Below are 24,654 nucleotides of genomic sequence, written 5' to 3' on the forward strand. Positions count from 1 at the left end.
ATGAGGCAAGTGGTTCAACTGCCGTTTAGTCACGAAGAGGTATTTCAGGGTGAAGCGGAACAACAGATTCCATATCATCGAATGTACGGAAAGCAATATTGTGTGCCTGCATTAACGGTCTATTCTCCCTCGGAGGTAGAGGAGCTGCGTATTGCAGCTGAGGCGGTAGACGGCATTTACTGTAAAGTGATGCGATTTATCCAGCAATATATGCCGGATTCCTTTTTGGAGCATCAGCTGGGTATCCATCCCGGGCTTATTCCGGCGGCGCGTATGGAGATGGTAACTGGAGGCATTACCCGTCAGGACTGGATTATCGGAGAAGCTGGCCCGAAGTGTATTGAAAATAATACGGACACGCCTACGGGTATACCGGAGGCTGCTGCATTGGAAAACATCCTGGTCGGTCTTGCTGAGGACGCTACGCTAACTGCACCATCTGCCGAGATGGATACACGTATTCGGGAGTGTTTCACGATGTGGCTCGAATTCTATGCAAACCAAGGATTGAAGGGTCCGGTGACATTCACTTCTTTTGGCGAACATGTCGAAGATCGTACAAATACGGAATACCTGATGAAACGCTGTCAGGAAGCTGGATACGAAGTTTTCTACGCTCCACTTGAGGAACTGGAGATTGTTCCTGGGGAGGCGCTTTACCATCAGGGTCGGGAGATCAACCTGTTATACCGTCTCTATCCACTGGAGTATCTGATCGATGATCGGGATGAGACGACAGGGGTGGATATTGGTGCTGCACTGCTTGAACTTGTACGTGAAGGACGACTGGGCCTGATGAATCCTGTTCAGCATGTACTGATGCAGAGCAAAGGTTTCATGGCGGCAATCTGGTCGCTCTACGAGCGGAACGAGCAAACCCCGGAATATTGCGGGTTTACCCTCTTTGATGAAGCAGAGATGGACGTGATTTCCCGATATCTGCTGCCAACCTATTTTTCGGCTGAGCCTTTTGAGCTAAACGCCATACCATATGTAGCCAAAAGCTATTGGGGGCGCGAAGGCAGAGGAACTCTTTTGCTGGATGGAGGAACGGACAATGCCTTTGGAAAGCAGGATATGGAGCATCCTCTTAACGAGGCGCTGGAATCCAATCTTGCATCTGGGGCAACGGACGAGGATGAAGAAATTACAGCGTATTACGAAAACCAACCCAAAATCTATCAACAGCTGGTTCCGATGTAACAGGCCTTGATCGAGACGGAAGATGGAGCATACAGCGGTTATCTGCTTACAGGGGTGTTTGTTATTGGTGGGCGTTTGGCTGGGATACTACCACGGGTCGGGGAGAAAGTAACCGGAGATATGGCCTATTATTGCGCGGCTACGGTTCGTGAACGGATGAATGATGAGGAGGAGAAGGAATGGAAAACTTGGGATTAAATCTCGTGAATGTGGCGGTGGGTGTAGGCATTCTGCTGGTGGTATTGGTGTGTGGATATTTCGCTTTTAGCAAATTGACCCGGTATAACGATAGTGAGGAAATCGCGAAAGATAACGAGGCGGCAGGCATGTACATGGGCAGCAAATTGCTGGGACTGTGTATTATTGTGGGGATGGTATCTTTCTCGACGCATTCGTGGTTGGATATGCTGCTGTGGTCGGCGTTTGGAATTATTGTGCTGTGCCTGGTCTATATTATATTTGATTTCCTGATTCCGAAGATGCGGGTATGTGACGAAATTGCACGAGGCAATATGGCGGTAGCGCAACTGCTGCGTTCGATTATCATCGGCGTTCCCATCGTCATTGGTACGTTTTTGATGTAAAATAAGACATAGTGTTTTATAGAGTTTACTATCAAATGGAAGAAGGAGCGCGGCATCATGAGAAGAGTCATCATCGATACAGATACAGCAGGAGACGATACGATTGCGATCCTGACGGCATTGCATCACTTTCAGGTGGAAGGCATCACGATTACGGGCGGTAACGTACAATTCGACCAAGAGGTTGAAAATGCCCTGTACACGGTACAGGTTGCTGGACATGGCGGCAAGGTGCCTGTGTATAAAGGATGCGAGCGTCCGTTAATGGCCTACGGTAAAGCTCAGCACCGTACAGTGGAAGACGTGCATGGCGATGATGGCATGGGCGGCGCGCATTTCCCGAAGGCGGATCAGCGTCCCGAGAGCGGGCATGCGGTTGATTTTATCATTGAGAAGGTGCATGCACATCCAGGTGAAATTGAACTTCTGGCGATTGCCCCGCTGACTAATATTGCAATGGCGATCCAGAAGGACCCAACGATTATTCCGGAGATTGCTCACCTGTACATCATGGGCGGAACGAATAATGCACTGGGCAATATCACACCGGCAGCGGAATATAACTTCTACGTGGACCCGGAAGCGGCGAAAATTGTACTGCATGCAGGCATTCCGATTACGATGGTTGGCTGGGAGATGTGTACGCAATATTCAGTGATGGACGATGACGATCATGCAGAGATTGCAGCTCTCGGTACATCTGGTGCTGATTTCTTCACCGCAATCAACAAAGTGGTTATGCAGTTCAACAAGTCGGTACATAAGCTGAATGGCACCACTCATCCTGATACGTTGCTGATGGCTGTTGCAGCAGATGAATCCATCATGACCAAGTCGGGTCAATATTATGTGGATGTGGAAGCGGCAGGAGAACTGACACGCGGATACAGTGTGGTTGATATTAACGGACGTTTTGGCAAAGAGCCGAATGTACGTGTCTGTGAAGCCATTGATCGGTCCAAATTCAAATCCATGCTGCTGGATGTTCTATCAGCGATCCAATAAACGCAGGAATTTAACTGCAGGAAAAAGAAGAAAATCCGTGCCTATCCCAGGTACGGATTTTTTACTGCCTATTTTAATCTAGCTTTACTGCAACAAAAACGAGCGGATACCTGTCGTGACCAGATTATGGTCTTCCTCATCAGGCAAACCCGATACTGTAATGGTGCCGACCTGTCCCTCATTTTTCAGAATCAGCGGGAAAGCGCCACCAGCCAGTACATATTCAGATGTAGGCAGATTGAAGTCTTGCTCAAGTGTCTGATTTTCGTTTCTCAGGCGCAGAGCCGTGTGCCAAGAGCTGGACGAGAAATGATTCACCACGTTGTTCTTGCGGCGAATCCAGTCTTCGTTGTCGGGATGAGTGCCTTCCATCGCATGCAAAAAGAGACGATGTCCCTTCAGGGTTATGTCGATGGTCACGGCTTGGGAACGACGCTTCGCTTCTTCAACCAGATGCAGGCCAAGGTTAAGTGCCATTTCAGAATTAAATGTGCCAAATACCAAGTCCTTTTCTTCCTGTTGCATTTCCTTTAATTTCTCTGTCATGGTCAGGTTCAAATTACAGACATCCCCTTTACGTATATGATTGATGTCTACATTCGACATGAATGGGTATAGTACCTTCCAAATGCGGACTGAACGATGTCAGTGGACGTTATTTGCGTGATTGAAGACGGCTCATTTGGAGACCGTACATCGGCTGTGTTAAAGTGAAAGGAACCTAATACACTAAAAACTCTTAAAGTTAAAATAAGTTATCGCTAAGTAGGCAGGAGGAGAAGCACGATGCTGTTTTATTTTGTAGCACTGCTGGTGACTTTGGTGGACCAGGGAACCAAGATTGCAGTGAGGATGTATATGGAAGTTGGCGACGTGATGAGACTGGGTAACTCAGGCATGCAGTTACAGCATTATGAGAACAGTGGAATGGCGGGCAGCATGTTTCAGGGGAATGCGCGTCTGTTCGGTGTGATTGCTGTTCTGTTCATAGCGGGCATGCTGTATTATCGGAGTAAGGGTGAGATTCGCGGTTTCTGGATGCAAGCTGGCGCGGGTTTTATGGTCGGCGGGGCGTTGGGAAATGCGATCGATCGATTTATCTATGCCCGGGTAACGGATTTCCTCGTGTTTCCGTCAGGACGCGGGATTTTGAATCTCGCTGATGTCGCAATTAACATCGGTGTGGTCATGATCATCATCGGCATGTTGATTCGTGCATATCAGAGTTATCGGGCCAAGCGTTTACGTAATGCTTTGCCGAAGGTTGAGCGTTCTTAATAGGTTGGATAAAAGCGTTACAGTGGCTGAATATAAGCTTATTAAATGAGGGACATTGGATATCATCCAGTGTCCTTTTTGTTATGCCTGATTCAGGTCATGGGAAGAACTGCCGTGATTCATTTTTACCGAAACCGTTTTAGAAATAATAAAGGCCTATATCATCCATTCAGATTGAAGTTAGTTTGGAAGTATTAACCAAATGGTTATTTCACCATCTGAATGGGTAAATTCTTACGTATAAAGCTGAGGGAGGTACAACATGAGAACAACGCTTACCAAGGCTCTCGGGACAATGTTGCTGTGTGGAATGATGGCTGTACTTTTATCTTCCTGTACCAGTGGAGATAGCGCGAATGGCAAAGTGCAGATTGAGTTTTTCCAGAACAAGCCTGAAGCCAAAACAACCTTTGATGAATTGATCAAAACGTTCAACGCGGAGCATGACGATATCCAGGTGACACAGGTGAATCCGCCTGATGCGGAGACGGTATTGAAGACGCGGGTCGTCAAAAATGATATCCCGGATATTATGGCCATGGGGGCAACGGATACGTATTCGATCCTGGCCCAGAGTGATATTTTTACCGATCTGAAGGGCAGCTCATTACTCCAGACGATTGATCCGAACTACATACAAATGCTGAAGGATCTCACAGGCATGGACGAAGTGACAGGTATTCCTTACGCGACTAATGCAAACGGCATCATGTACAACAAAACGCTGTTTAAGGAAATGGGATTGGACGTGCCCAAGACGTGGGATGAACTCATTGCGACCGCCCAGAAGATTAAGGATGCAGGCGAGACTCCATTTTACTTCACATACAAGGATGACTGGCAGACGAGCCTGCCCTTCAATGCACTGGCCTCCAATTTGGTCGGTATTGATTTCTACCAGGAGCGGCGCGATAACAAAGTGACGTTCAAGGAGAAATACCGCGAGGTAGCTGAGAAGCAACTGGAACTCATGAAATACGGTCACGGCGATAACTTTGGTAAAGCCTATTCGGACGGTAACCGCGCTTTTGCTAACGGTGAAGCCTTTATGTACATCCAGGGAACCTGGGCCATCTCGGAGATTCGCAAAGCGAACCCAAATGTTGACATTGGTTTCTTCCCATTCCCAACAGGCAACGATGCAAGCGAGATCAAGCTGGTGAACGGGATCGACTCCCTGTTTACCATTGCGGCGGACACGCCTAATCGCGAGCAGGCGGAGACGTTTATTGCGTTTCTATTAGAGCCTGAAAATATCGGAAGATACATTGACGAACAGACGCTGTTCTCTGCGGTAGAAGGCGTGAAGCAGGATGATCCTGCCGTACAGGAATTGATGCCATATATCGAGCAGGGCAAGGTTATTGACTTTCCCGATCACTATATTCCGGCTGCGGTGCAGCTGAATTCCATCGTACAGTCCTTTTTGCAGAACCAAAACATCGACAACTATCTAGATACACTCGACAAAGAATGGGACAAGGTTGCCAATCGGCGCTAGGCCTTGTCTGAAGGAGGATGGAATATGAACAAGCGTATCGCACCTTATTACTGGATGACGGTTCCGGCGGTTGTATTGTTCTTTGTATTTATGACACTGCCGGCCCTCCAGGGCATCTATTATTCATTTACGAATTATAACGGATTCGGGAAAGAGTATGATTTTGTTGGTTTCAAAAACTATTTCAACTTGTTCCAGGATGACAATGTAGGCAACGCCTACTGGTTTACGTTCAAGTTCGCGATCGTGGTGACGATCCTGACCAATATTCTGAGCTTACTCATTGCACTCGGGCTGAATGCCAAGATTAAGTTCCGTAACTTTTTCCGCGGCATCTACTTCCTGCCCAATATTCTGAGTGTACTGATCGTAGGTTACATATTTAACTACCTGTTCTCCAACGTATTCCCGATCTGGGGACAAAATCTGGGCATCAACGCGCTATCCACCAACATTCTCGGCAGCGAGAGTCTGGCTTGGATTGGTATCGTCATTGTTGCAGTATGGCAATCAGTGGCCCTGAATACGATTCTATATTTGGCTGGTCTGCAAACGATACCAACGACACTATACGAGGCATCCAACCTCGACGGTGCAGGCAAATGGCGTGAATTCTGGAGTATTACATTCCCGCTTATTGCACCCTTCTTCACCATTAATATGGTGCTGGCGATGAAAAATTCACTTATGGTCTTCGACCAAATCGTAGCCTTGACCAACGGTGGTCCCGGACGGGCGACGCAGTCCATCTCCCACTTGATCTACACCGGTGGATTTGAGGGCGGCGAATATGCATATCAATCTGCGAACTCGGTTATTTACTTCATCGTTATTGCGGTGATTTCAATTCTGCAAATCCGGTTCCTGCAAAGAAGGGAGATGGATCTGTAATGAGAAGCCGTACACGAATCAATTGGCCCGTTATGCTGCTCGTTGTGTTGGGTACCCTGTTTATCCTGTTCCCATTGTATATGACCGTTACGATAGCTTTGAAAAATCCGGAACAGATGGCCCAATCGGTCTTTGCCATTCCGACCACACTTCATTGGGAGAATTTTGCGAGGGCCATCGACATGACAAACTTCTTCCAATCGTTCCGTAACAGTGCAATCGTTACCGCATCCACCGTGCTTTTGACGTTGCTCAGCAACTCGATGGTGGCCTATGCGATTGCGCGTAATATGGAGAAACGCAAGTTTTTCAAAGGACTCTATTATTACTTCGTCAGCGCGATGTTCATTCCATTTCCAATCATCATGCTGCCGATTGTTAAGCTGACCGCATCGCTGGAGATGACAAATCTGGTAGGTCTGATTCTGTTGCACACGGTCTATGGTCTGGCATTCAACGTATTTGTGTACGTGGGATACATCCGTTCCATTCCGGTAGCGCTGGAGGAAGCGGCGTTTGTGGATGGGGCGACAACCTGGGGCACATTCTGGAAAATCATTTTCCCGCTCATGGCACCCATCAGTGCCACGGTTGGTATTCTGACTTGCCTGTCCACGTACAACGACTTCTTGCTGCCACTCATTATTATCAGTGATCCGGGACAGTACACGCTGCCGCTGGTACAGTATGTATTCCAGGGACAGTTTAATACCGAGTTTAACCTTGCGTTTGCATCCTACTTGCTCGCGTTGCTGCCGATGATTATCATCTACTTGTTTGCGCAGAAGTGGATTATCAACGGGGTTACCCAAGGGTCTGTGAAATAACTGAAGATGTGTAGGGAAGAAAAAGATAGATGTAAAAGGAATGGACGTATGTGAAGGGATATGAACAAAGAGAGGTGGACTTTAAAAGTCCCCTCTCTTTTTTTGATCCTTGTCATTTAACGTTTGGGAACTCTTCGGGAGGATTGATTAACCTGTAAAACTATGCTATTTTTTAGTCGTTAGTTTAATCGGTAAACAAAGACTAGAAGAGAAGAAGATTAAGTTTTAATTATGCAAGCGCTTTAACGAGAAAAACTGAATACGTAGATAAATCCGGCATCGTTTGTACCCAGTCTTCAAGAGCACGGGCGTAAGGTGGTGGGTTCTTTTACATGCCAAAAAGAGAGGAGAATGGGGAAGTTGCACGGAAAAAAAGGACATTTTAACTCACTTCGGAATCAGATCTTCATTGGTTTTGTTATGGTGATGCTTATTGTTCTGCTGCTCGCAGGCATATCGGCCTATGATCGGGTTGCTGCCCTGTTGAAAAGCAATGCGGAGAAACATATTCACCAAACCGCTGTCCAAGCCAGTGGCAGATTGGATGCACTCATTGCACAAGTGAATTCGCTGACCGCCCAGGTGGCGGATGAATCATACGTGCAGCGTCTGCTCAGCGATGAGAAGCAAGGCAACCCGGCCACCTTTAATCAGCGCCAAGCTCTCTTGCAGATTGCAGGCAGTTATCAGTCTTTCATCAACGGCGCGCAGAGTATGGAGATATACACTACGGGTTATAACCGCATCTTTCCGATGGATGACCGATCCCTCGATCTCAGAGTGGAGCGCAACTGGATCAACCTGGCGGATGAAGGAAAAGGCAGACTGGTATGGGCAGGCGCTGACCCTGAAGATCCGGGTGTGCTCCTGGCTATTCGGCGGATTAACCTGCTGGATCATTCTTTTGAACATGGAGGCTATGTGGTGGTGCGGATGCAGCGCAGTTTTTTTCAACTCAATGATTCGAATGGGACAGATGGTTCGCAGGACTCTATCATGCTCATGGATGGGGCAGGCGAAGTGGTGACTTCCGATCTGGAGATTAATCTCGATCCCAAAGCCATATTGGACAGCGGATCAGTCGTCCAGAACGGGGAGGAATCCTATATCGTCGTAAGGCAAAAATCGGAGTTAACGGGCTGGACACTTGCTGTCCTGACCCCGCTGCGGGAGACAACGGAAGGTGTATCCATCCTGAGGACAGCGCTGCTCGTCTCGGGAATAATTGGTGTTGTTCTGTTCCTTATCATGTCCTTCTTTCTGTCCACGATGATTACACGTCCACTCATACGGCTGATGCGGGCCATGCGCAGTGCACAGCCGGGAGCAATGAGACCTAATCTAATGGTCAGCTCTACGATGGAGATCAATGAACTTAACAACGTATATAACCAGATGGTCTACAGGCAGAATGAATTGACCCGTGTGGTTCATGAGAAGGAAGTCATGCAGTCCCGGGCTGAGCTGAAGGCGTTGCAATCTCAGATTAATCCCCATTTTCTATTCAACACGCTGGAAGCGTTCTATTGGTCCCTTGAGGAAAAGGGAGACGAGGAGATGGCACGTATGGTTGTGGCGATGTCCCGATTATTTCGCTACATCATCTCCAGTTCGCATCAGGATGAATGGGTTACGATTGCCGACGAGCTGGAACACGCCGAGCGTTATCTTCAAATTATGCAGATGCGGTTGGGAGAGAGAATGCAATGGGAGATTCAGCTGAGTGATACGGTGCGTAAGGTCGCAATACCGAAACTTCTTATACAGCCCTTAGTTGAAAATGCGATTCTTCATGGGGTTGAAAGTAAACTGGGCCCGGGAAAGATAAGCGTCCATGTGGATGCTTCGACCGAGAAAAATCTGGTTCGCATTGAGGTTTGGGATGATGGTCCCGGTATGGATGAATTACGGCTTCAATCTGTCATTCATGCTTTACATGGCGGGCCCGCTGTATCTAACAAGGGTACAGGCGTAGGTCTAATCAACGTACATCGGCGACTGATGCTTTACTTTGGCAGCCAACTTGGCGAACGTTGCAGGCTTTTCATAACAAGTAAGGTGGGGGAAGGGACCGTCATTTGCTTTGAGATTCCCATGGGGACGGAGGGTGCATATGATTCATGACAAAACAATTCTTATCGTGGATGATGAGCCACGTACAAGAGAGGGTATTCGCAAAACATTGGAAGGATGGTCAGCAGGACGAAATCACATTCAGACTGCAGAAAATGGCGTCGAGGCTGTGGAATGGCTCAAGAAAAAGCCAGCAGATCTGTTAATAACGGATGTTCGCATGCCGGAATTCTCTGGCTTGTCTCTGATTGAAGCCATTCAGCACTTTTCGAACAAGCCTGTTGTCCTGATTATGTCGGGACATGCCGATTTTCAGTATGCCCAGCAGGCCATTAAGTTGGGTGTTGTGGAGTATATGTTGAAACCGATTGATAAGGAACAATTGCTGCAGACCGTCGAAAAAGCCTTGAAGTTTAGCGAACAACAGCGACGTATTCAAACGATGCAGGAAATGGTTGACCCTAAGTTGCTGGATGTTAAAGAGCGCGGGGAGCAGAGGCTCAATAGCCAGATCAGTGAAGCTTTGACCTATGTGGATGCTCATCTGGGTGAACATGTGACCATGCGTGAAATCGCTGATCTACTCCATCTCAACTCCAGTTACTTCAGCGTATTGTTCAAGGAACAGATCGGCATCAATTTTAGTGAATACCTTACCCGCAAACGCATTCAGCGCGCGAAGGAGTTGCTTGTGCAGACAACGATGCCAATCTCGGAGATTGCTGAACAGGTGGGTTATCAGACGGATAAGTATTTCATCACGGTATTTAAAAGTCTTGAGGGGCTTAGTCCAAGCAAATATCGGCATTCCCTATCTGAACGAAATAACAAATAACCTCAAAAAAGTGGAGTTTTTCCAAATTGTTCTGGTCTTATAGAGGCAATAGGCCCGTGCTACAATTTGGTTAAAGCGGTTACATTAACCGAAAAAACCAAGGGGGTTGGAATAATGAGCAAAAAGACGATGGCCATTCTTCTGTCATGGACGCTGGTTCTCGCCGTAATTTTATCCGGATGTAACAGTTCAAGTGCGGATGAAGAGGGTGAAACAGGCAGCAACGGCACAGATGGGAAAGTAACCCTCAAATTCATGCACCTCTGGCCAGCAGGCAGCTCCGCACAGCAAAACAAACTGGTCAACGATATCATCAAGCAGTATCAGACGGATCATCCGAATGTAACCATTAAGCAGGAAGTGCTGGAGAATGAACAATACAAGAACAAATTGAAAATTCTGTCGGCATCCAATGAACTTCCCGATGTTGGTGTAACTTGGGCTGCTGGATTTCTGGAGCCTTATGTGAAGGGAAACCTGTTCGCGCCGGTCGATGATCTGCTGAGCGACTCGCTGGGCGAGAAATTCATAGCCGGAACAACAGAAGCTTATGCGATAGACGGCAAAACATATGCGCTACCAATCGAGTTGAATATCTCCCCCATTTATTATAACAAAGCCATTTTTGCGAAATATAACTTGCAGCCGCCAGCAACGTACGATGAATTCCTGAGTGTGCTAAAGACACTGACAGAGAACGGTGAGGTTCCGATCGCACTGGGCAATAAAGACCGCTGGACGGGCTCGCTCTGGTATATGTATCTGGCGAATCGGTTAGGTGGAGATGCATTGGAAAAGGCCATCAATGGCTCCGGCAAGTTTGACGATCCTGCGCTGACTCAAGCTGCTGCCGAGGTACAAAAGCTGGTGGATATGAATGCTTTCAACAAAGGCTTCAACGGGTTGTCTAACGATGAGGGAAAATCCGAATTCATGAACGAAAAAGCTGCCATGTATCTGATGGGCACCTGGGAACTGCCAAACTTCACGACTAACCCGGACATCCCGCAGGAATTTAAGGACAAGATCGGATTTTTCAAATTCCCAACAATGGAAGATGGCAAGAGCGATATTAACAGCTGGGTAGGTGGTCCAGGCGTAGGGTTGTTCGTGGCCCAGAACTCCAAAGTGAAGGAAGAAGCGCAGAAGTTTGTGCAATACTTTGTGGAAAAATGGGGTGAAAGTTCGGTAACTGAGGCAGGCGTCATCCCGGCAACCAAAGTAGATACAGCTGCAGTACAGCTGCCACAGCTCTATATTGACCTGCTCAACGAATTGAATCAGGCCAGCAGCCTTACACTCTTTGCAGATGTACAGATGAAACCGGCAGCCGCTCAGGCACATCTGGACATGATCCAGGCGTTGTTTGGCAAAGCGGTAACACCGGAGGACTTTGTGAAGAATCATCAGGCTGCAATTGATAAAGGCAATTGACGTACACACGTTTGAACGCTTGAAGGGAGGATAATGTGATGGACAAAGTCATGTCCAACCGTCTCGTTGCTGCGTTGTACGTGCTTCCTGCACTGCTTCTGCTGCTGGTCTTGGTCTACATCCCGATCGTGCTCACCGGGTATTATGGGTTGATGCAATGGGACGGGATCGGTGCAATGACCTTTATTGGATTGGATAATTACGCCAGACTGCTTCAAGACGGGACATTCTGGCAGAGTGCGAACCATACTTTTTTGCTTGCTTTGTTCTCTGCGCTGAGTCTGATCGGTTATCTGATGATTGCTTTGGTGCTGTCAGGCAAGATCAAGGGTGCCAATCTGTTCCGCAAAATATACCTGATCCCGATGCTGCTGTCTTCGGTCGCGATCGCCCAGTTATGGCTGAAGATCTATCATCCCAGCAATGGTGTACTGAACACCTTTCTGGAAGCGATCGGCTTCAGCAATACGCCAGCTTGGCTGGCGGAGCCATCCCTGGTGCTGTATGCACTGTTCGTACCGATTCTATGGCAGTATGCAGGCTTCTATATTTTGATCTATTATGCGGCCCTCAAAAATATTCCGGAATCTCTGGTGGAAGCAGCCCGGATTGATGGGGCAAGTCCTTGGCAGATCGCTTTTCGAATCAAGCTGCCCCTTATTACAGAAGTCATCAAGGTGACTGTGGTACTGGCAGTGGTGGGCTCGCTCAAGTATTTTGACCTCATCTACGTGATGACCGATGGCGGACCAAATGGCTCCAGCGAAGTGATGGCCTCCTATATGTATCGTCAGGCGTTCCGTAGCTTCGACTTTGGTTACGGCAGTGCTGTAGGGTTCTTCCTGCTCTTGATCTGTCTGCTTGTTACCTGGCTGCTTCGTAAAGCGACAGCATCCAAAGATACGATCCAGTATTCCTGACGTAAGTGAAATGAAAGGAGGTCCATCCCGGTGAAGACGGATACGGCCGTTAGATTGCCAACTTACCCGGGGACAAGCCGAGGTTCGGCATGGTTAAGGAGATTCGGATATGTTCTGCTGTATTTCCTCTTGTCCCTGGTAGCTTTGCTGCAAATTTTACCTTTGGTATGGCTGCTGTTATTCTCGCTTAAAAATAATCAGGAAGTATTCGACATGGCGCCTTTTTCCCTTCCTGCTACTCCGCGTTGGGAAAACTATGTCAAGGTATGGACAGAGGGAAATATCAGCTTGTACTTCTTCAACAGTGTATGGATTACGGTGGTCTCGGTGGTGGTCACCGTGCTGTTTGCCAGTCTGGTGACCTTTGCCATTACACGTATGCGCTGGAAGGGTCGTTCGCTGGTGCTGGGGCTATTCATGGTAGGTCTGATGATCCCTGTACACTCCACGTTGATCCCGCTGTTCAGCTTGTTCCTGAAGCTTCATCTCACAGATCATCCTTTGTCAGTCATCTTGTCTTATATTGCCTTTAATATGCCAATTACCATTATGATTCTACTCGGATTCTACTACGCGCTTCCCCGGGAAGTGGAAGAAGCCGCAGTTATGGATGGCTGCTCCGTGCATCGGATTTTCTTTCGGATTGTGCTGCCGATGACGTCTTCGGTCATTTCCACAACGGCGATCATCAACATGATCTATAACTGGAATGAATTCATCTTTGTTAATACGTTCATCAGTACAGATTCGTACAAAACCCTGACTGTTGGGGTACAGAACTTTATCGGTCAATATACAACGGATTGGGGAGCCATTGGTGCAACGCTAATGATTAGCATTATGCCAATCCTGATTGCTTTTCTCATCTTGAGTAATCGAATCGTGGAGGGAATTGCTGCGGGTTCTGTTAAAGGTTAAAAGGCTAAAGGTCTAAGGTCCTTCCATTACTTGCTTAAAAGCGAGTTGGGAAGGGCCTTTTTTGTCTTCTAAAACCTCTGGCAGGCGTACGGAAGTGGGGCTTTATGAAAGTAGTGAAAATACCTATTTATGGAATTACAAAAAACTTTCAACTATTTTCGCAAAACTACTGCATTTTCAAACCACCTGTGCTAACATACCCTAAGAATTAAAGCCCACATGGGAAAGGTGAGAAAATGACAGCAATATCCTCAACCAAAGAGTCCCTTCGTTCTGATGCCAAGGATCTGAATCTGATTCGACTTACATGGCCTATTTTCCTGGAACTCTTCTTATTTATGTTGATGGGGAGCGTGGATACGCTCATGCTCAGCTCGGTATCCGATAATGCGGTCTCCGGCGTTGGAGCAGCCAATCAGATTATTTCTATCGCTATCCTTGTATTGGAAGTCATTGGACATGGTGCTGCGATTGTAGTAGCACAATATATCGGATCGAAAAAGTTAAGTGAAGCAGCACAGGTTACGGGTAATGCGATTACACTGAATCTTATTGTAGGTCTGGTCCTGAGCGGAATCTTCCTTCTGTTCGGAGGACAAATGTTAACACTTCTGAATATTCAAGGCGAAATTTATGATTTTGCCCGTTCGTATATAAATATCGTTGGTGGCGGTATCTTCCTCCAGGCACTCATTAATGCGCTGGCTGCGACGATTCGTACACATGGATACACCAAAGAAACGATGTATGTTGCTGTATTCATGAACGTGATTCACGTTGTTGGTAACTATGCATTGATCTTTGGACACTTCGGCCTGCCGAAGCTTGGGGTGGAAGGGGCAGCGATCTCCACGGTGGGAAGCCGTTTTATCTGCCTGCTGATCTTCTTCTGGTTGTTGTATCGTGTGAGCGAGGTACGGGTGGATTTCGAATACTACATTAAGTTGTCCAAGAAATTCATTGGCAAAATTCTGCGGATTGGCATTCCGTCTGCGATGGAATCCATGGTATATCATTCCTGCCAGCTCGTGTTCACGCTGTATGTGACCTATCTGGGCGCAGAAGCTATGGCAACCAAGCAGTATGCGGGTAACATCTCCAGCTATATTTACTTGTTCAGCATGGCGATTGGTATGGGGACATCGATCATTGTAGGCCGGCTTGTGGGTGCGCGGCGCAAAGACGATGCGTACAAACGTGTTTTTGACAGTGTAAAATGGGCCCTTCTGGCCACGGTTATTATTGATGTAATCATTATTCTATTCCGTGTGCCGCTGATGAGCATATTTACGGATAATCCGGAAATTATCAAGCTGGGGGCTCAAGTGATTCTGCTCAGTCTTTTGCTCGAAACCGGGCGTACCTGCAATATTGTGATCATTGGTTCCCTGCGTGCGGCAGGGGATGCAAAGTTCCCGGTATACATGGGTCTGATCTCCATGGTCTGCATGAGTCTGCCACTGGGATATCTGCTCATATTCAAGCTTCATCTGGGGCTCGCTGGTGTGTGGCTTGCCATTGCGGCGGATGAGTGGACCCGCGCGGTCATTATGTACTTCCGCTGGAAGAGTAGAGCTTGGGAGAAACATGAACTGGTGGAGCATGATGACGAAGAGGTTGGTGCACAGCCGGTACCAGCTGTCTGACGAAGAATGTTGTGCAAAGATATAAATGAACCTGCTGTAGATCAATGAAGTGGCTCTACAGTAGCCACAGGGCAGCAGTTTCCCAGAAGAGTCAATTACGGAAAGGATTCAATCCGTGATTGACTCTTTTTGCATCTCCGGCAGAGGTAAGCAGAAATAAAGATAGCAAAAATGATCAAAACGGCGGTTACACCATTCACGTATAGTAAGGATATGGAAGGGGGCTTTACCCCAGTTGAGCCGTTACCGTGCAATGATTCAGCAAAGTTTGTTCTATATTGAGACTCATCTGCATGAGCAGATTGGACTGGAAGAAGTGGCGTCTGAGGCGTTGTTGTCGCCGTATCACTACCATCGAATTTTCCGTAATGAGGTGGGCATGACCGTGGTGGATTATATCCGAAACCGTCGGATGAGTCTGGCGTCTACGACACTGCGAACCACAGATGCGGGCATTCTGGACATTTCCCTAGCATGTGGTTTTGAGAGTCAGGAAGCCTTCACCCGCGCATTTCGCAAATTATATGGCATGCCACCAGGACGTTTTCGCAAATTATTCGATCTGAAATTATTCGAAGGAAGAACCAGAGGAGGAGAATTACAGATGAATCAGACGTCAACAATTACAGGTTGGATGTTAACCGGGAGTCATCCGCAGAATTATGAGATGGGCATTGATCCGGCCGAAGTGCATCAGGGAAAAGCATCAGGATATTTGAAGGCCGTTACGCCGATGGAGCCTAACGAGTTCGCAACAATGATGCAACAGTTCAGAGCGGACAAGTATGTGGGTAAGCGGATGAAGTTATCGGGATTCGTGAAGACCGAGCATGTGGATGCGTTCTGCGGATTATGGATGCGTGTGGATAATAACGTGCATGATGTACTTCAATTTGATAACATGCATGATCGGCCAATTACGGGTACGCAGCCATGGAATCAGTATAGTATTGTGCTTGATGTACCGGAGGGCAGTGCGGTCATTTCGTTTGGGGTTATTTTGAACGGTAAAGGAAAAGTGTGGGTCGACAGCTTCCGCTTCGAGGAGGTTGATCCGAACACACCGCTGACACATATGGAGACAGAGTACGAGATGTCGGACGAGCCGCTCAATCTGTCATTTGAGGAGTAGATGCAATTTAAGTGCAGATCCATTATCAAGCTGAGGCTATATGGGAATTATGATATAATGCTGGTGAGAATGGAGCTGATGCTGAGTGACGGAATTACTCGATCCACGAGTAGATTTTGTGTTCAAACGCATTTTTGGAAGTGAGCAAAACAAAGATGTTTTGTTAGCTTTTCTGAACAGCACGTTTATAGAGACCGGCGAATCTCCTCTTACGGAGATCACTGTGGTTAACACGTATACAGATAAGGATAGTCCAGAGGATAAACAATCCATTCTGGATATTAAAGCAAAGACGTTAGAAGGCAAACTAATTAACATTGAAATGCAGCTGTTTAACCCGTATAACATGGAGAAAAGGACGTTGTTTTATTGGAGTGAGATGTACTTTCATCAGATAAAAAAGGGTGAAAACTATAGTCTACTCAAAAAATGCGTGACTATTAATATACTCAACTACTCCTGTCTGGATAATGAGCGATATCACAATGTTTTTCATTTACGAGAAGATCATACAGGTATTGGTTTGACGGATGATATCGAAATACATGTGATGGAACTAACCAAATTGGATGAGTATTCTGTTCCGATGGAAAAAGGCGGACTCGTGAATTGGTTATTATTCCTTAAAGGAATAGATACATCAAACTGGGAGGTGCTGGCCATGAATGAACCGATGTTGAAAAAGGCGATGGATACGCTGGAATTTCTGAGTCAGGATGCGTCCACCAGAATGGCCTACGATGCTCGGATGAAAGCATTGAGTGACGAAAAATCAATGATTGAAGGCGCACGAGCTGAAGGTGCAGCCAAGGGTAAGTTGGAAGGTAAGAGAGAAATGGCCCGTGAATTACTTACACTTGGTGTAGATCTCTCTGCTATAGTTAAAGCATCAGGACTCTCCGAAGATGAAATTAAGAAGTTATTGCCTAAGCAGTAACATAAATTAGGAATCTATAGACCAAGGGCTAATCCAATCACGGGTTGGCTCTTTTTGTCGTCATTGGGGTATAAAGAAAGTAGAGCCAAGTCCAAGCTGAGAGGATGAAAGCTTTTCATACAAATTGCAAACTCATCCATAGCTAAATCGCACGGACCTTGCTAACATAAATAAAAAAGAACTGAATATTTACACGAAAACGAAGAGTGCAGAACCAGTCTGAAGAAACGAAGTTCAAAGCTTTCTGTCAGAAAGCTACTTCGGAAGCATATGCTACGCCCTTATCACCGGATTTCCCCTTTGGAAGAAGGGGATTATAGAAATCTGGGGTTAACAGCGATCAGAAGACGGTACTGCACTTGAAGTTATCTCGTGTAACGTAGAGGATGAATCCCATGAATAAAAAAGTGCTCGTGGTGGATGACGAATCAAGCATCGTCAGTGCCATTGCTTACGCGCTGCGGCGCGAAGGATATGAAGTAGATACTGCGAGTGACGGCGAAGAGGCCTTGGTCAAGGTCGCATCGTTTCATCCGCAGGTCATGATTTTGGACGTCATGATGCCAAGGCTTGATGGATACGGGGTATGCCGCAGGCTGGAGGACCGCGAGGATATCGGCATTATTTTGCTGACCGTCAAAAATGATATCGTGGACAAAATCGTTGGCCTGGAAATGGGCGCCGATGATTATATGACCAAACCATTCGAGATCCGTGAACTGCTCGCAAGGGTGAAAGCGCTCATGCGCCGTGTCGAGAAAAGCAGTCCACCACCTGACGATTCGAAGAATCAGGCCATCGTGAATGGCACACTGCGTATTCATGTTGCTCACCGCACGGTGACCGTGAATGAGGAGAAGCTGGATCTGACACCAAAAGAGTTCGACCTGCTGACCATTCTCATGTCCAATCCCGAGCGTGTGTACACACGAGACGATCTGCTGGATCGGGTGTGGGGCATGGAGTATGCGGGTGGTACACGAACCGTAGACATTCACATCCAGCGCTTGCGTAAAAAAATTGGAGATACGGATCAGCAAAAATTACAGACTGTATACGGGATTGGCTACAAAGCATCTGCACCTGAAACAGGCGGGGCCATATGAGAGTCAGCATCAAGCTGAAGTTCAGTGTTTTTCTGGCAGCCTTGCTTATCCTAACGGTGGTTGTGCTTAGTTCACTGGTTCTGCGCGGTATTGAACGCAATCAGCAGTCACAAATTGAAGGTATTTTATCACAGCAGACACGGCTGGTGAATCTGAATGTGCGACAGTCCTACTACACGGAGTCCGTTCATCTGGAACAGGACGTTTTTTTACAACAAAACGGCCGTAGGCTTGCACAGGAACTGGCCAACTCTACCGGATTGCCGATAGCGCTCTATGATATGAAAGGCCAGCAAGTCGGCTCATCGATCAGCTCTGGGGAGAGTGCGATTGTTCAGGATACACTCAACTATGCACTGCAAAATAAAATTGCCTATCATGAACAAGGGGATACCTTGCTCTATGCCGCACCACTGGACGGTCCGGACGGACAGATGGGTGCCGTATGGATGCAATATCAGGTCCAAAGCTACCATGAATTCTATACTCGCATCCTTCAATTGTTCATATGGGCAGGAATTACCGTTGTTGCGCTGAGCTTCATATTAGGTTATCTGTTCTACAATCGGTTTGCCGTTGCGATTACCCGGCTGAAAAAGTCCGCAGATTCCATTCGCGAAGGGAATTACATTACGGAGTCTCCTTTAAAGCGCAAGGATGAGTTGGGGGAGCTGGGGCAGGGCATTTATTATATGAGTACATCCATTCAGCAAAATATCACAGCCATGCATGCGGAGCAGCAGAAGCTGCAACTGGCGATTGAGAAACTTCAGGCGCTGGAACAGCAGCAGAAACAATATATCGGTAACATTAGCCATGAGTTCAAGACACCGCTGACATCGATCAAAGCTTATGTGGAGCTGCTCGACATGTATAAGGATGATCCGCAACTGCTTGATGATGCCACAAGTAACATTGGCAAAGAAACGGAGCGGCTGTACGAGATGGTCGAGAAAGTACTACATTTATCTGCTCTGGAGAAGTATGACTTCGAGAACCAGGCCGAAGATGTAGAGGTGAGCGCTCTGCTGGAGGATGCCTGTGGCCGGATGCGTGGGAAAGCGGAGAAGTTTGCGCTGAACATGGAACTGGATCTTGAACCGGCGGTGATCCGCAGCGATCGGGAGAGTCTTATGCATATTTTCATCAATATGCTGGATAATGCTATCAAATATAACGTCCCGGATGGTGTGATTCGGGTGAAGAACGAACTGCGGATGCAGGATCATCAAGCGGTCATTCGCATCTATAACTCGGGTACGCCGATTCCGGCAGAGGCGCGGGAGAAGATTTTTGAACCCTTTTACACCGTGAACAAAGACAGAGCCAGAAAAACCGGCGGAACCGGACTGGGTCTATCTCTCGTGAAGCAGTTTGTTGAAAAACAGGGCGGTACAATCACCCTGCTGTCGGGCGATCCAGAAGATGGGGAAGGTGTGACGTTCCAGCTCATGTTCCCTTTGGCTGATTCAAGTTTACAAGTTCGAAACAAGTCTGAATAACTTTGGAAGTATGCGATGTGTATGCTTGGTCTATAGCAAGAGAAACCAGGGGGGACCATCATGAATTGGAAACAAGCAGCTATGGGCACGTTCGGAGCCATTGCCCTGTTAACGACAGCGGCATGTGGGGGAATAACGGAGCCGGGGGGCAACGCACAAGGTGGGAAAACGGGCACCGACATTACAGTAAAAGATAATACCAACACGTCCGTGTACCAGAGCTTCAAGCTGGAGAAAATTGATAAATTGCCGAATATGCGCGGGATCGCATGGCTAAGTGACGACTGGATTGTATCCGACAAGGAGAACAAGTCCCTGAAACCCGTCACGATTGAAGGCCAGGAAAGATACCCGCATAACTTATATATGTATGATCTAACCAAAGGCACAGACACGCCGCTTAAGGAAAGTGAAGTCAGTCTGGGTGCACCGCTGGTGTCACAGGATGGTAAGTACCTGTTCTATCGGGAGCCGGAGGAAAATACGGGCAAAGGCTACTTCCTGAATCTGCATAACGGGGAGACAACCCCTGCGGGCAAGGAGGATGGATTTATCCAAGAGGGCGCGTGGCTGGATAATGAACATGTCGTTTTCCCTAATATGAAGGGTGATCTGATCTCGGCAAGTGTGGACGGTACAACAAAGGTACTGGTGGAAACAGGTAATTTCAATGTACGGAGTATCAAGGTGTCAGGCAGTATGCTCTATTATATTACGGGCGAGGACGGCCAACTGAATGCATACGATGTGAAGACGGGTGAAGTAAAACAGGTGCTGAAAAGTGTGGAGTGGGTCGTCCCTTCCAATGATGGAACCAGGCTTGCGATTGTGAAAAGAACAGCGGATACCAAACGGGCGCTGGTGCTCACCGATCTGGAAGGCAATGAAAAGGCCACGCTTGCCAGAGGCACACAGATCTTCGGCACAAGTTGGTCGGGTGATGATTCCAAGATTGCATACACCATCAACTCCGAGAATGACAATGAGAAAGGGCTGTTCGTCTCCAACACGGAGTCGGCAGAACAGTTCCAGATCTCGGCGGATATGGACAACGCTTCTGACCCACTCGCCTGGAGCCCGGAAGGCAATAAAATCCTGTTATCGCAGGCGGTATTGGAGAATGAATCGTATCACTTTGTAACCTCGGTCATTACGATCTCGGAATAGGGTGAATGGTGCAGAAAGATATGTTCCATATCTTTCATGCCTTTCTATACATTTATATTGACTAAGCTGTTCCGCTTCCGATAAACTAGAATGCAGGAATAAAAGTCGAATGTCAGGCAGCAGTTCGAGACGATGTTTCGGGCGGCTGTTTATTTTCTTTTTACAAGTAAGGGTGCAACGTAGTCGTCTTGCCGGATGACCGGCTAATAACAACATGGAATAGGAACAGGTGATATACATGTGTAACAGCGCGTACCGCGTGCTTTTATATTATAAGTTCGTGAAGATTGAAGACCCTGAGACGTTTACACAAGAGCATCTGCAATACTGCAAGGACCTGGGTGTGAAAGGCCGTATTCTGATCGCATCCGAAGGCATCAACGGTACCGTATCTGGTACGCCTGAACAGACGGAACAGTACATGAAAGATATGCTGGCTAATCCGCTATTCAGCGACATGGTGTTCAAGATTGATGATGTCGAGGAGCATGCGTTCAAAAAAATCTTTGTTCGTCACAAAGCAGAGCTGGTAACCTTCCGTGTGGAAGATGAACTTGACCCAAATGTGACTAGCGGCAAACGCCTTTCGCCGAAAGAGTTCCATGAACATCTACAACGTGATGACGTTATCGTTATTGATGGTCGAAATGATTATGAATACGAAATTGGTCACTTCCGCGGGGCTATTCGTCCAGATGTGGAGTCGTTCCGTGAGTTTCCGGAGTGGATCCGCGAGAACCTGGGTGACATGAAGGACAAAACGATTATTACCTACTGCACTGGCGGCATTCGCTGCGAGAAGCTGACCGGGTTCATGATCAATGAAGGATTCCAGGATGTGGCTCAATTGGACGGCGGTATTGTCACGTACGGTAAAGATCCGGAAGTACAAGGCCATCTGTTCGATGGCAAGTGTTACGTATTTGACGAGCGGATCTCTGTACCGATTAACCGGACAGAAGAGGATATTGTCATTGCCAGCTGTTATCACTGTGGAACGACACATGACCGATATATTAATTGTCCAACCTGCAACCTGCAGCATGTAAGCTGTGAGGATTGCGAAGAGACGCATAACCGCTTTTGCTCGGATGCCTGCCGGGAGGCAGCACCGGTACACGCATAAGCAGGAGAGCAGGTGCTGATCGTGAAGCGCGAAGAGGAACGAACAACGCGTGAACAGATTTTGTTCATGCTGAAGCAGCAAGGTACATTGACCGCGAGGGAAATGACAGCTGATCTGGGTCTGACCGGCATGGCCATTCGCCGTCATCTGACGGCACTGGAGCAGGACGGCTGGATCGAGGTTCGGGAGGCCCGGGCTACGGCCGGACGCCCGTCCTCGGTGTACCAATTGACGGTACGCGGGGACAGCTTTTTTCCAAAATCATATTCCTCCCTTACGCTGGAACTGCTTGAAGAATTGTCTGACTCTGCCGGTAGCGGCGTGGTGGATGCATTGTTCGAGAGTCGCCGGGACAAACTGCTTCGCAGCGGATTGCCACAGATGGAGGGCCAGGATCTGGCCGGACGGGTGGAGGAACTCGCGCGAATCCAGAATGCCAACGGATATATGGCGGATGCGTCCAGAGATGCAGATGGAACCTACGTCATTACGGAAATGAACTGCCCGATTGTGCAAGTCGCGAGTGTCTACAAGCAGGCTTGCCGCTGTGAACTGGAACTGTTTCGCTCGCTACTTCAAGCTGAGGTGGAGCGTACCGAATGTTACGCCGATGGCGGCAAAAGGTGCAAGTATGAGATTCGCGAAGCGTCGGGGAATTAGTTGAATAAGACAAGAGAGACTGTTTCGATTCGTCGAAATAGTCTCTTTTTTTGAATAAAAATGACGTAAAAACGTTATTTTTATGGTGAGATGCGTGATATAATTTGAAATAACATCCAGATGTTTTATACATAACTCAATATTAGATGGGAGGCGTTAATGATGCACGAACCCGAACCGGCTTTGAAAAAGGCCATGAATCTATTGAAGGAACTGAGCGAGGATGAAGAGTTCCGCCAACAATATGAAGCACGTCAAAAGTTTTTACGGGATCAAGTATCCATGATGGAAGGCGCACGAGAAGAGGGTCTCAAGAAAGGCATGGAGGAAGGAATTCAAAAAGGAATCGAAGAAGGTGAAGCTGAGAGTAAGCGGAAAATCGCAATGAATATGCTCAATTTAGGTCTTGATCAAGAGACCATTGTCAAAGCGACGGGACTAACCTCTGCTGAAGTGAAAGCAATCCAGCAAGAAAAATAAGCTATATATACTAGGCAACTCGCAAAACTTGCGGGTTGCTTTTTTTTGTTATGTAATGTTTTCTATCACAACCATACGATGAAAGTAAATTGGAAGCGGTTCAACCATTGACGGATATCGGGACGCCCCTTAATATTAGGGGAACAATAAAACACCAACACGGGTCATGACTTCAGTCGCATGAGAAAAGTCTATATTTGTCTGCTTTTGTCGATCAAAGCAACAATGCGTTGAAGCGTTCGTTTTGTCCCGCCCTATCGTGTCAATGGAATCTCGATAAGGGTAACTACATTTTATAAGATGGAGAGGGGTTCTCACACATGAAAAAGAAATTTTGGATGTCACTGATGATGGTTGCTTCAATGATCGTTGCAGCAGGTTGCGGAAATAACAGCGGTACAGGCTCGGAATCCGAAGGATCAGGGACTACAACAGGTGGAGGCAGCGAGGAAAAATCATATCAGATTGCCATCTCGCAGATTGTTGAACATCCATCTCTGGATGCTACACGTGAAGGATTCATCGCAGCCCTGAAGGAAGCAGGCATTGAAGAGAACAAGAACCTCAAAATCGATTACAATAATGCGCAAGGTGATTCGACGAACAACTTGTCCATTGCACAGAAAATCTCGGGTGATTCCAAAAATGATCTTGTACTCGGAATTGCAACACCATCTGCGCTGGCTCTGGCTCAACAAGTGAAGGACAAGCCATTGTTGTTCGCAGCAGTGACAGACCCACTGGGTGCCAAACTGGTGACCGATATGGATAAGCCGAGCGGCAATGTTACAGGTGCATCCGACACGAATCCGGAGGCTATCGTACAATTGGCTGACTTTATCGCTAAAAATCTGCCGGATGTGAAAACGGTAGGCTTGGTCATTAACGAAGGTGAACCAAATGCGGTGGTTATGGCAGATAACGCTGAAAAGGCGCTGGCAACACATAATATCAAGCTGGTGAAAGCACCAGTTACGAATACATCTGAAGTAAAACAGGCAACGGATTCTCTGGTTGGAAAAGTAGATGCCTTCTACATCACGCTTGATAACTCTGTCGTGAGTGCGGTTGATACGATCATCCAAACGGCCAACAGTAATAAAATTCCGTTCTTCTCCAGTGATCGGGATACCGTTGAAAAAGGAGCTTTCGCAACCGTTGGCTTCAAATATTATGACCATGGATATCAGGTGGGTGAGATGGCTGCGGACATTCTGAAAAATGGTACGAAACCGGGTGATATGAAAGTCACCGTTCCGGACAAACTGGATCTGATCCTGAACCTGAAAGCGGCTGAAGCCCAAGGTATCACGGTTACGGATGAGATGAAAGCGGAAGTAAAAGACCAGGAAAACAACATTATTCAATAGAATCAATTCATAAATTTAATGAGTTATGAGATTGATTCAATAATCTGACCGGAGTGTAA

The 24,654-nt window shown here is 47.3% G+C and carries 22 protein-coding genes and 1 pseudogene; 22 read left to right on the top strand and 1 reads right to left on the bottom strand.

Annotated features, from left to right (window positions below; translation table 11 throughout):
- The 3 genes and pseudogenes from ACDJ59_RS27555 (at nt 1) to ACDJ59_RS27565 (ending at nt 2,792) form a co-directional block, all read left to right on the top strand.
- Nucleotides 1–1,401, top strand: a pseudogene (locus tag ACDJ59_RS27555) (glutathionylspermidine synthase family protein).
- Nucleotides 1,383–1,787 (top strand): DUF350 domain-containing protein, encoded by a 405-nt coding sequence (locus ACDJ59_RS27560; protein WP_413406866.1) that lies wholly within the window; start codon nt 1,383–1,385, stop codon nt 1,785–1,787. Before ACDJ59_RS27555 ends, ACDJ59_RS27560 begins: the two are co-directional and overlap by 19 nt.
- 57 nt (nt 1,788–1,844) lie before the next feature.
- The gene (locus ACDJ59_RS27565; RefSeq protein ID WP_413406867.1) at nt 1,845–2,792 is read left to right on the top strand and encodes a nucleoside hydrolase; all 948 of its coding nucleotides are present in this window, start codon (nt 1,845–1,847) and stop codon (nt 2,790–2,792) included.
- An 84-nt stretch (nt 2,793–2,876) separates the two neighbouring features.
- Here ACDJ59_RS27565 and ACDJ59_RS27570 read toward each other — a convergent pair whose 3' ends face one another.
- Nucleotides 2,877–3,398, bottom strand: a complete 522-nt coding sequence (locus ACDJ59_RS27570) for a heme-degrading domain-containing protein (RefSeq protein ID WP_413406868.1) — start codon at nt 3,396–3,398, stop codon at nt 2,877–2,879.
- Nucleotides 3,399–3,578: 180 nt separating this feature from the next.
- Here ACDJ59_RS27570 and lspA point away from each other — a divergent pair, with 180 nt between their 5' ends.
- From lspA to ACDJ59_RS27665, 19 genes are all read left to right on the top strand, one after another.
- Nucleotides 3,579–4,070: a signal peptidase II gene (gene lspA / locus ACDJ59_RS27575; RefSeq protein ID WP_307541401.1), complete on the top strand. Its 492-nt coding sequence runs from the start codon at nt 3,579–3,581 to the stop codon at nt 4,068–4,070.
- A 310-nt stretch (nt 4,071–4,380) separates the two neighbouring features.
- Complete coding sequence (locus ACDJ59_RS27580; protein WP_413409926.1) at nt 4,381–5,571, top strand: ABC transporter substrate-binding protein; 1,191 nt, start codon at nt 4,381–4,383, stop codon at nt 5,569–5,571.
- A gap of 24 nt (nt 5,572–5,595) precedes the next feature.
- Nucleotides 5,596–6,462 (top strand): carbohydrate ABC transporter permease, encoded by an 867-nt coding sequence (locus tag ACDJ59_RS27585; protein ID WP_036606633.1) that lies wholly within the window; start codon nt 5,596–5,598, stop codon nt 6,460–6,462.
- On the top strand, nt 6,462–7,289 hold the full coding sequence (locus tag ACDJ59_RS27590; RefSeq protein WP_076251848.1) for a carbohydrate ABC transporter permease: 828 nt from the start codon (nt 6,462–6,464) through the stop codon (nt 7,287–7,289). The genes ACDJ59_RS27585 and ACDJ59_RS27590 overlap by 1 nt, the downstream gene beginning before the upstream one ends.
- A 351-nt stretch (nt 7,290–7,640) precedes the next feature.
- Nucleotides 7,641–9,413 (top strand): cache domain-containing sensor histidine kinase, encoded by a 1,773-nt coding sequence (locus ACDJ59_RS27595; RefSeq protein ID WP_413406869.1) that lies wholly within the window; start codon nt 7,641–7,643, stop codon nt 9,411–9,413.
- The gene (locus tag ACDJ59_RS27600; protein ID WP_413406870.1) at nt 9,403–10,197 is read left to right on the top strand and encodes a response regulator; all 795 of its coding nucleotides are present in this window, start codon (nt 9,403–9,405) and stop codon (nt 10,195–10,197) included. The genes ACDJ59_RS27595 and ACDJ59_RS27600 overlap by 11 nt, the downstream gene beginning before the upstream one ends.
- Before the next feature lie 114 nt (nt 10,198–10,311).
- A complete protein-coding gene (locus tag ACDJ59_RS27605; RefSeq protein WP_413406871.1) occupies nt 10,312–11,631 on the top strand; it encodes an extracellular solute-binding protein in 1,320 nt (439 codons plus the stop codon).
- Nucleotides 11,632–11,669: 38 nt separating this feature from the next.
- Complete coding sequence (locus ACDJ59_RS27610; protein WP_413406872.1) at nt 11,670–12,551, top strand: carbohydrate ABC transporter permease; 882 nt, start codon at nt 11,670–11,672, stop codon at nt 12,549–12,551.
- Nucleotides 12,552–12,605: 54 nt separating this feature from the next.
- Complete coding sequence (locus tag ACDJ59_RS27615; protein WP_211084711.1) at nt 12,606–13,469, top strand: carbohydrate ABC transporter permease; 864 nt, start codon at nt 12,606–12,608, stop codon at nt 13,467–13,469.
- A gap of 236 nt (nt 13,470–13,705) precedes the next feature.
- Nucleotides 13,706–15,115, top strand: a complete 1,410-nt coding sequence (locus ACDJ59_RS27620; RefSeq protein WP_413406873.1) for an MATE family efflux transporter — start codon at nt 13,706–13,708, stop codon at nt 15,113–15,115.
- Nucleotides 15,116–15,350: 235 nt separating this feature from the next.
- Entirely contained in the window at nt 15,351–16,247 is an 897-nt protein-coding gene (locus ACDJ59_RS27625; RefSeq protein ID WP_413406874.1) for a helix-turn-helix transcriptional regulator, read from the top strand.
- A gap of 85 nt (nt 16,248–16,332) precedes the next feature.
- Nucleotides 16,333–17,184 (top strand): Rpn family recombination-promoting nuclease/putative transposase, encoded by an 852-nt coding sequence (locus ACDJ59_RS27630; protein ID WP_047840846.1) that lies wholly within the window; start codon nt 16,333–16,335, stop codon nt 17,182–17,184.
- 395 nt (nt 17,185–17,579) lie between these two features.
- The gene (locus ACDJ59_RS27635) at nt 17,580–18,290 is read left to right on the top strand and encodes a response regulator transcription factor (protein WP_036671592.1); all 711 of its coding nucleotides are present in this window, start codon (nt 17,580–17,582) and stop codon (nt 18,288–18,290) included.
- Nucleotides 18,287–19,792, top strand: a complete 1,506-nt coding sequence (locus tag ACDJ59_RS27640) for an ATP-binding protein (RefSeq protein ID WP_413406875.1) — start codon at nt 18,287–18,289, stop codon at nt 19,790–19,792. Before ACDJ59_RS27635 ends, ACDJ59_RS27640 begins: the two co-directional genes overlap by 4 nt.
- A 60-nt stretch (nt 19,793–19,852) precedes the next feature.
- The gene (locus tag ACDJ59_RS27645) at nt 19,853–20,959 is read left to right on the top strand and encodes a TolB family protein (RefSeq protein ID WP_413406876.1); all 1,107 of its coding nucleotides are present in this window, start codon (nt 19,853–19,855) and stop codon (nt 20,957–20,959) included.
- A gap of 238 nt (nt 20,960–21,197) precedes the next feature.
- A complete protein-coding gene (locus tag ACDJ59_RS27650) occupies nt 21,198–22,085 on the top strand; it encodes a rhodanese-related sulfurtransferase (protein WP_036606654.1) in 888 nt (295 codons plus the stop codon).
- 12 nt (nt 22,086–22,097) lie between these two features.
- A complete protein-coding gene (locus tag ACDJ59_RS27655) occupies nt 22,098–22,745 on the top strand; it encodes a helix-turn-helix transcriptional regulator (RefSeq protein WP_413406877.1) in 648 nt (215 codons plus the stop codon).
- A gap of 159 nt (nt 22,746–22,904) precedes the next feature.
- The gene (locus tag ACDJ59_RS27660; protein ID WP_413406878.1) at nt 22,905–23,225 is read left to right on the top strand and encodes an Rpn family recombination-promoting nuclease/putative transposase; all 321 of its coding nucleotides are present in this window, start codon (nt 22,905–22,907) and stop codon (nt 23,223–23,225) included.
- 320 nt (nt 23,226–23,545) lie between these two features.
- Complete coding sequence (locus ACDJ59_RS27665; protein WP_413406879.1) at nt 23,546–24,595, top strand: ABC transporter substrate-binding protein; 1,050 nt, start codon at nt 23,546–23,548, stop codon at nt 24,593–24,595.
- The last annotated feature ends 59 nt before the right edge of the window (nt 24,596–24,654 follow it).

Origin of the sequence: Paenibacillus amylolyticus (assembly GCF_047302515.1) — a bacterium.
Taxonomy (GTDB): domain Bacteria; phylum Bacillota; class Bacilli; order Paenibacillales; family Paenibacillaceae; genus Paenibacillus; species Paenibacillus amylolyticus_G.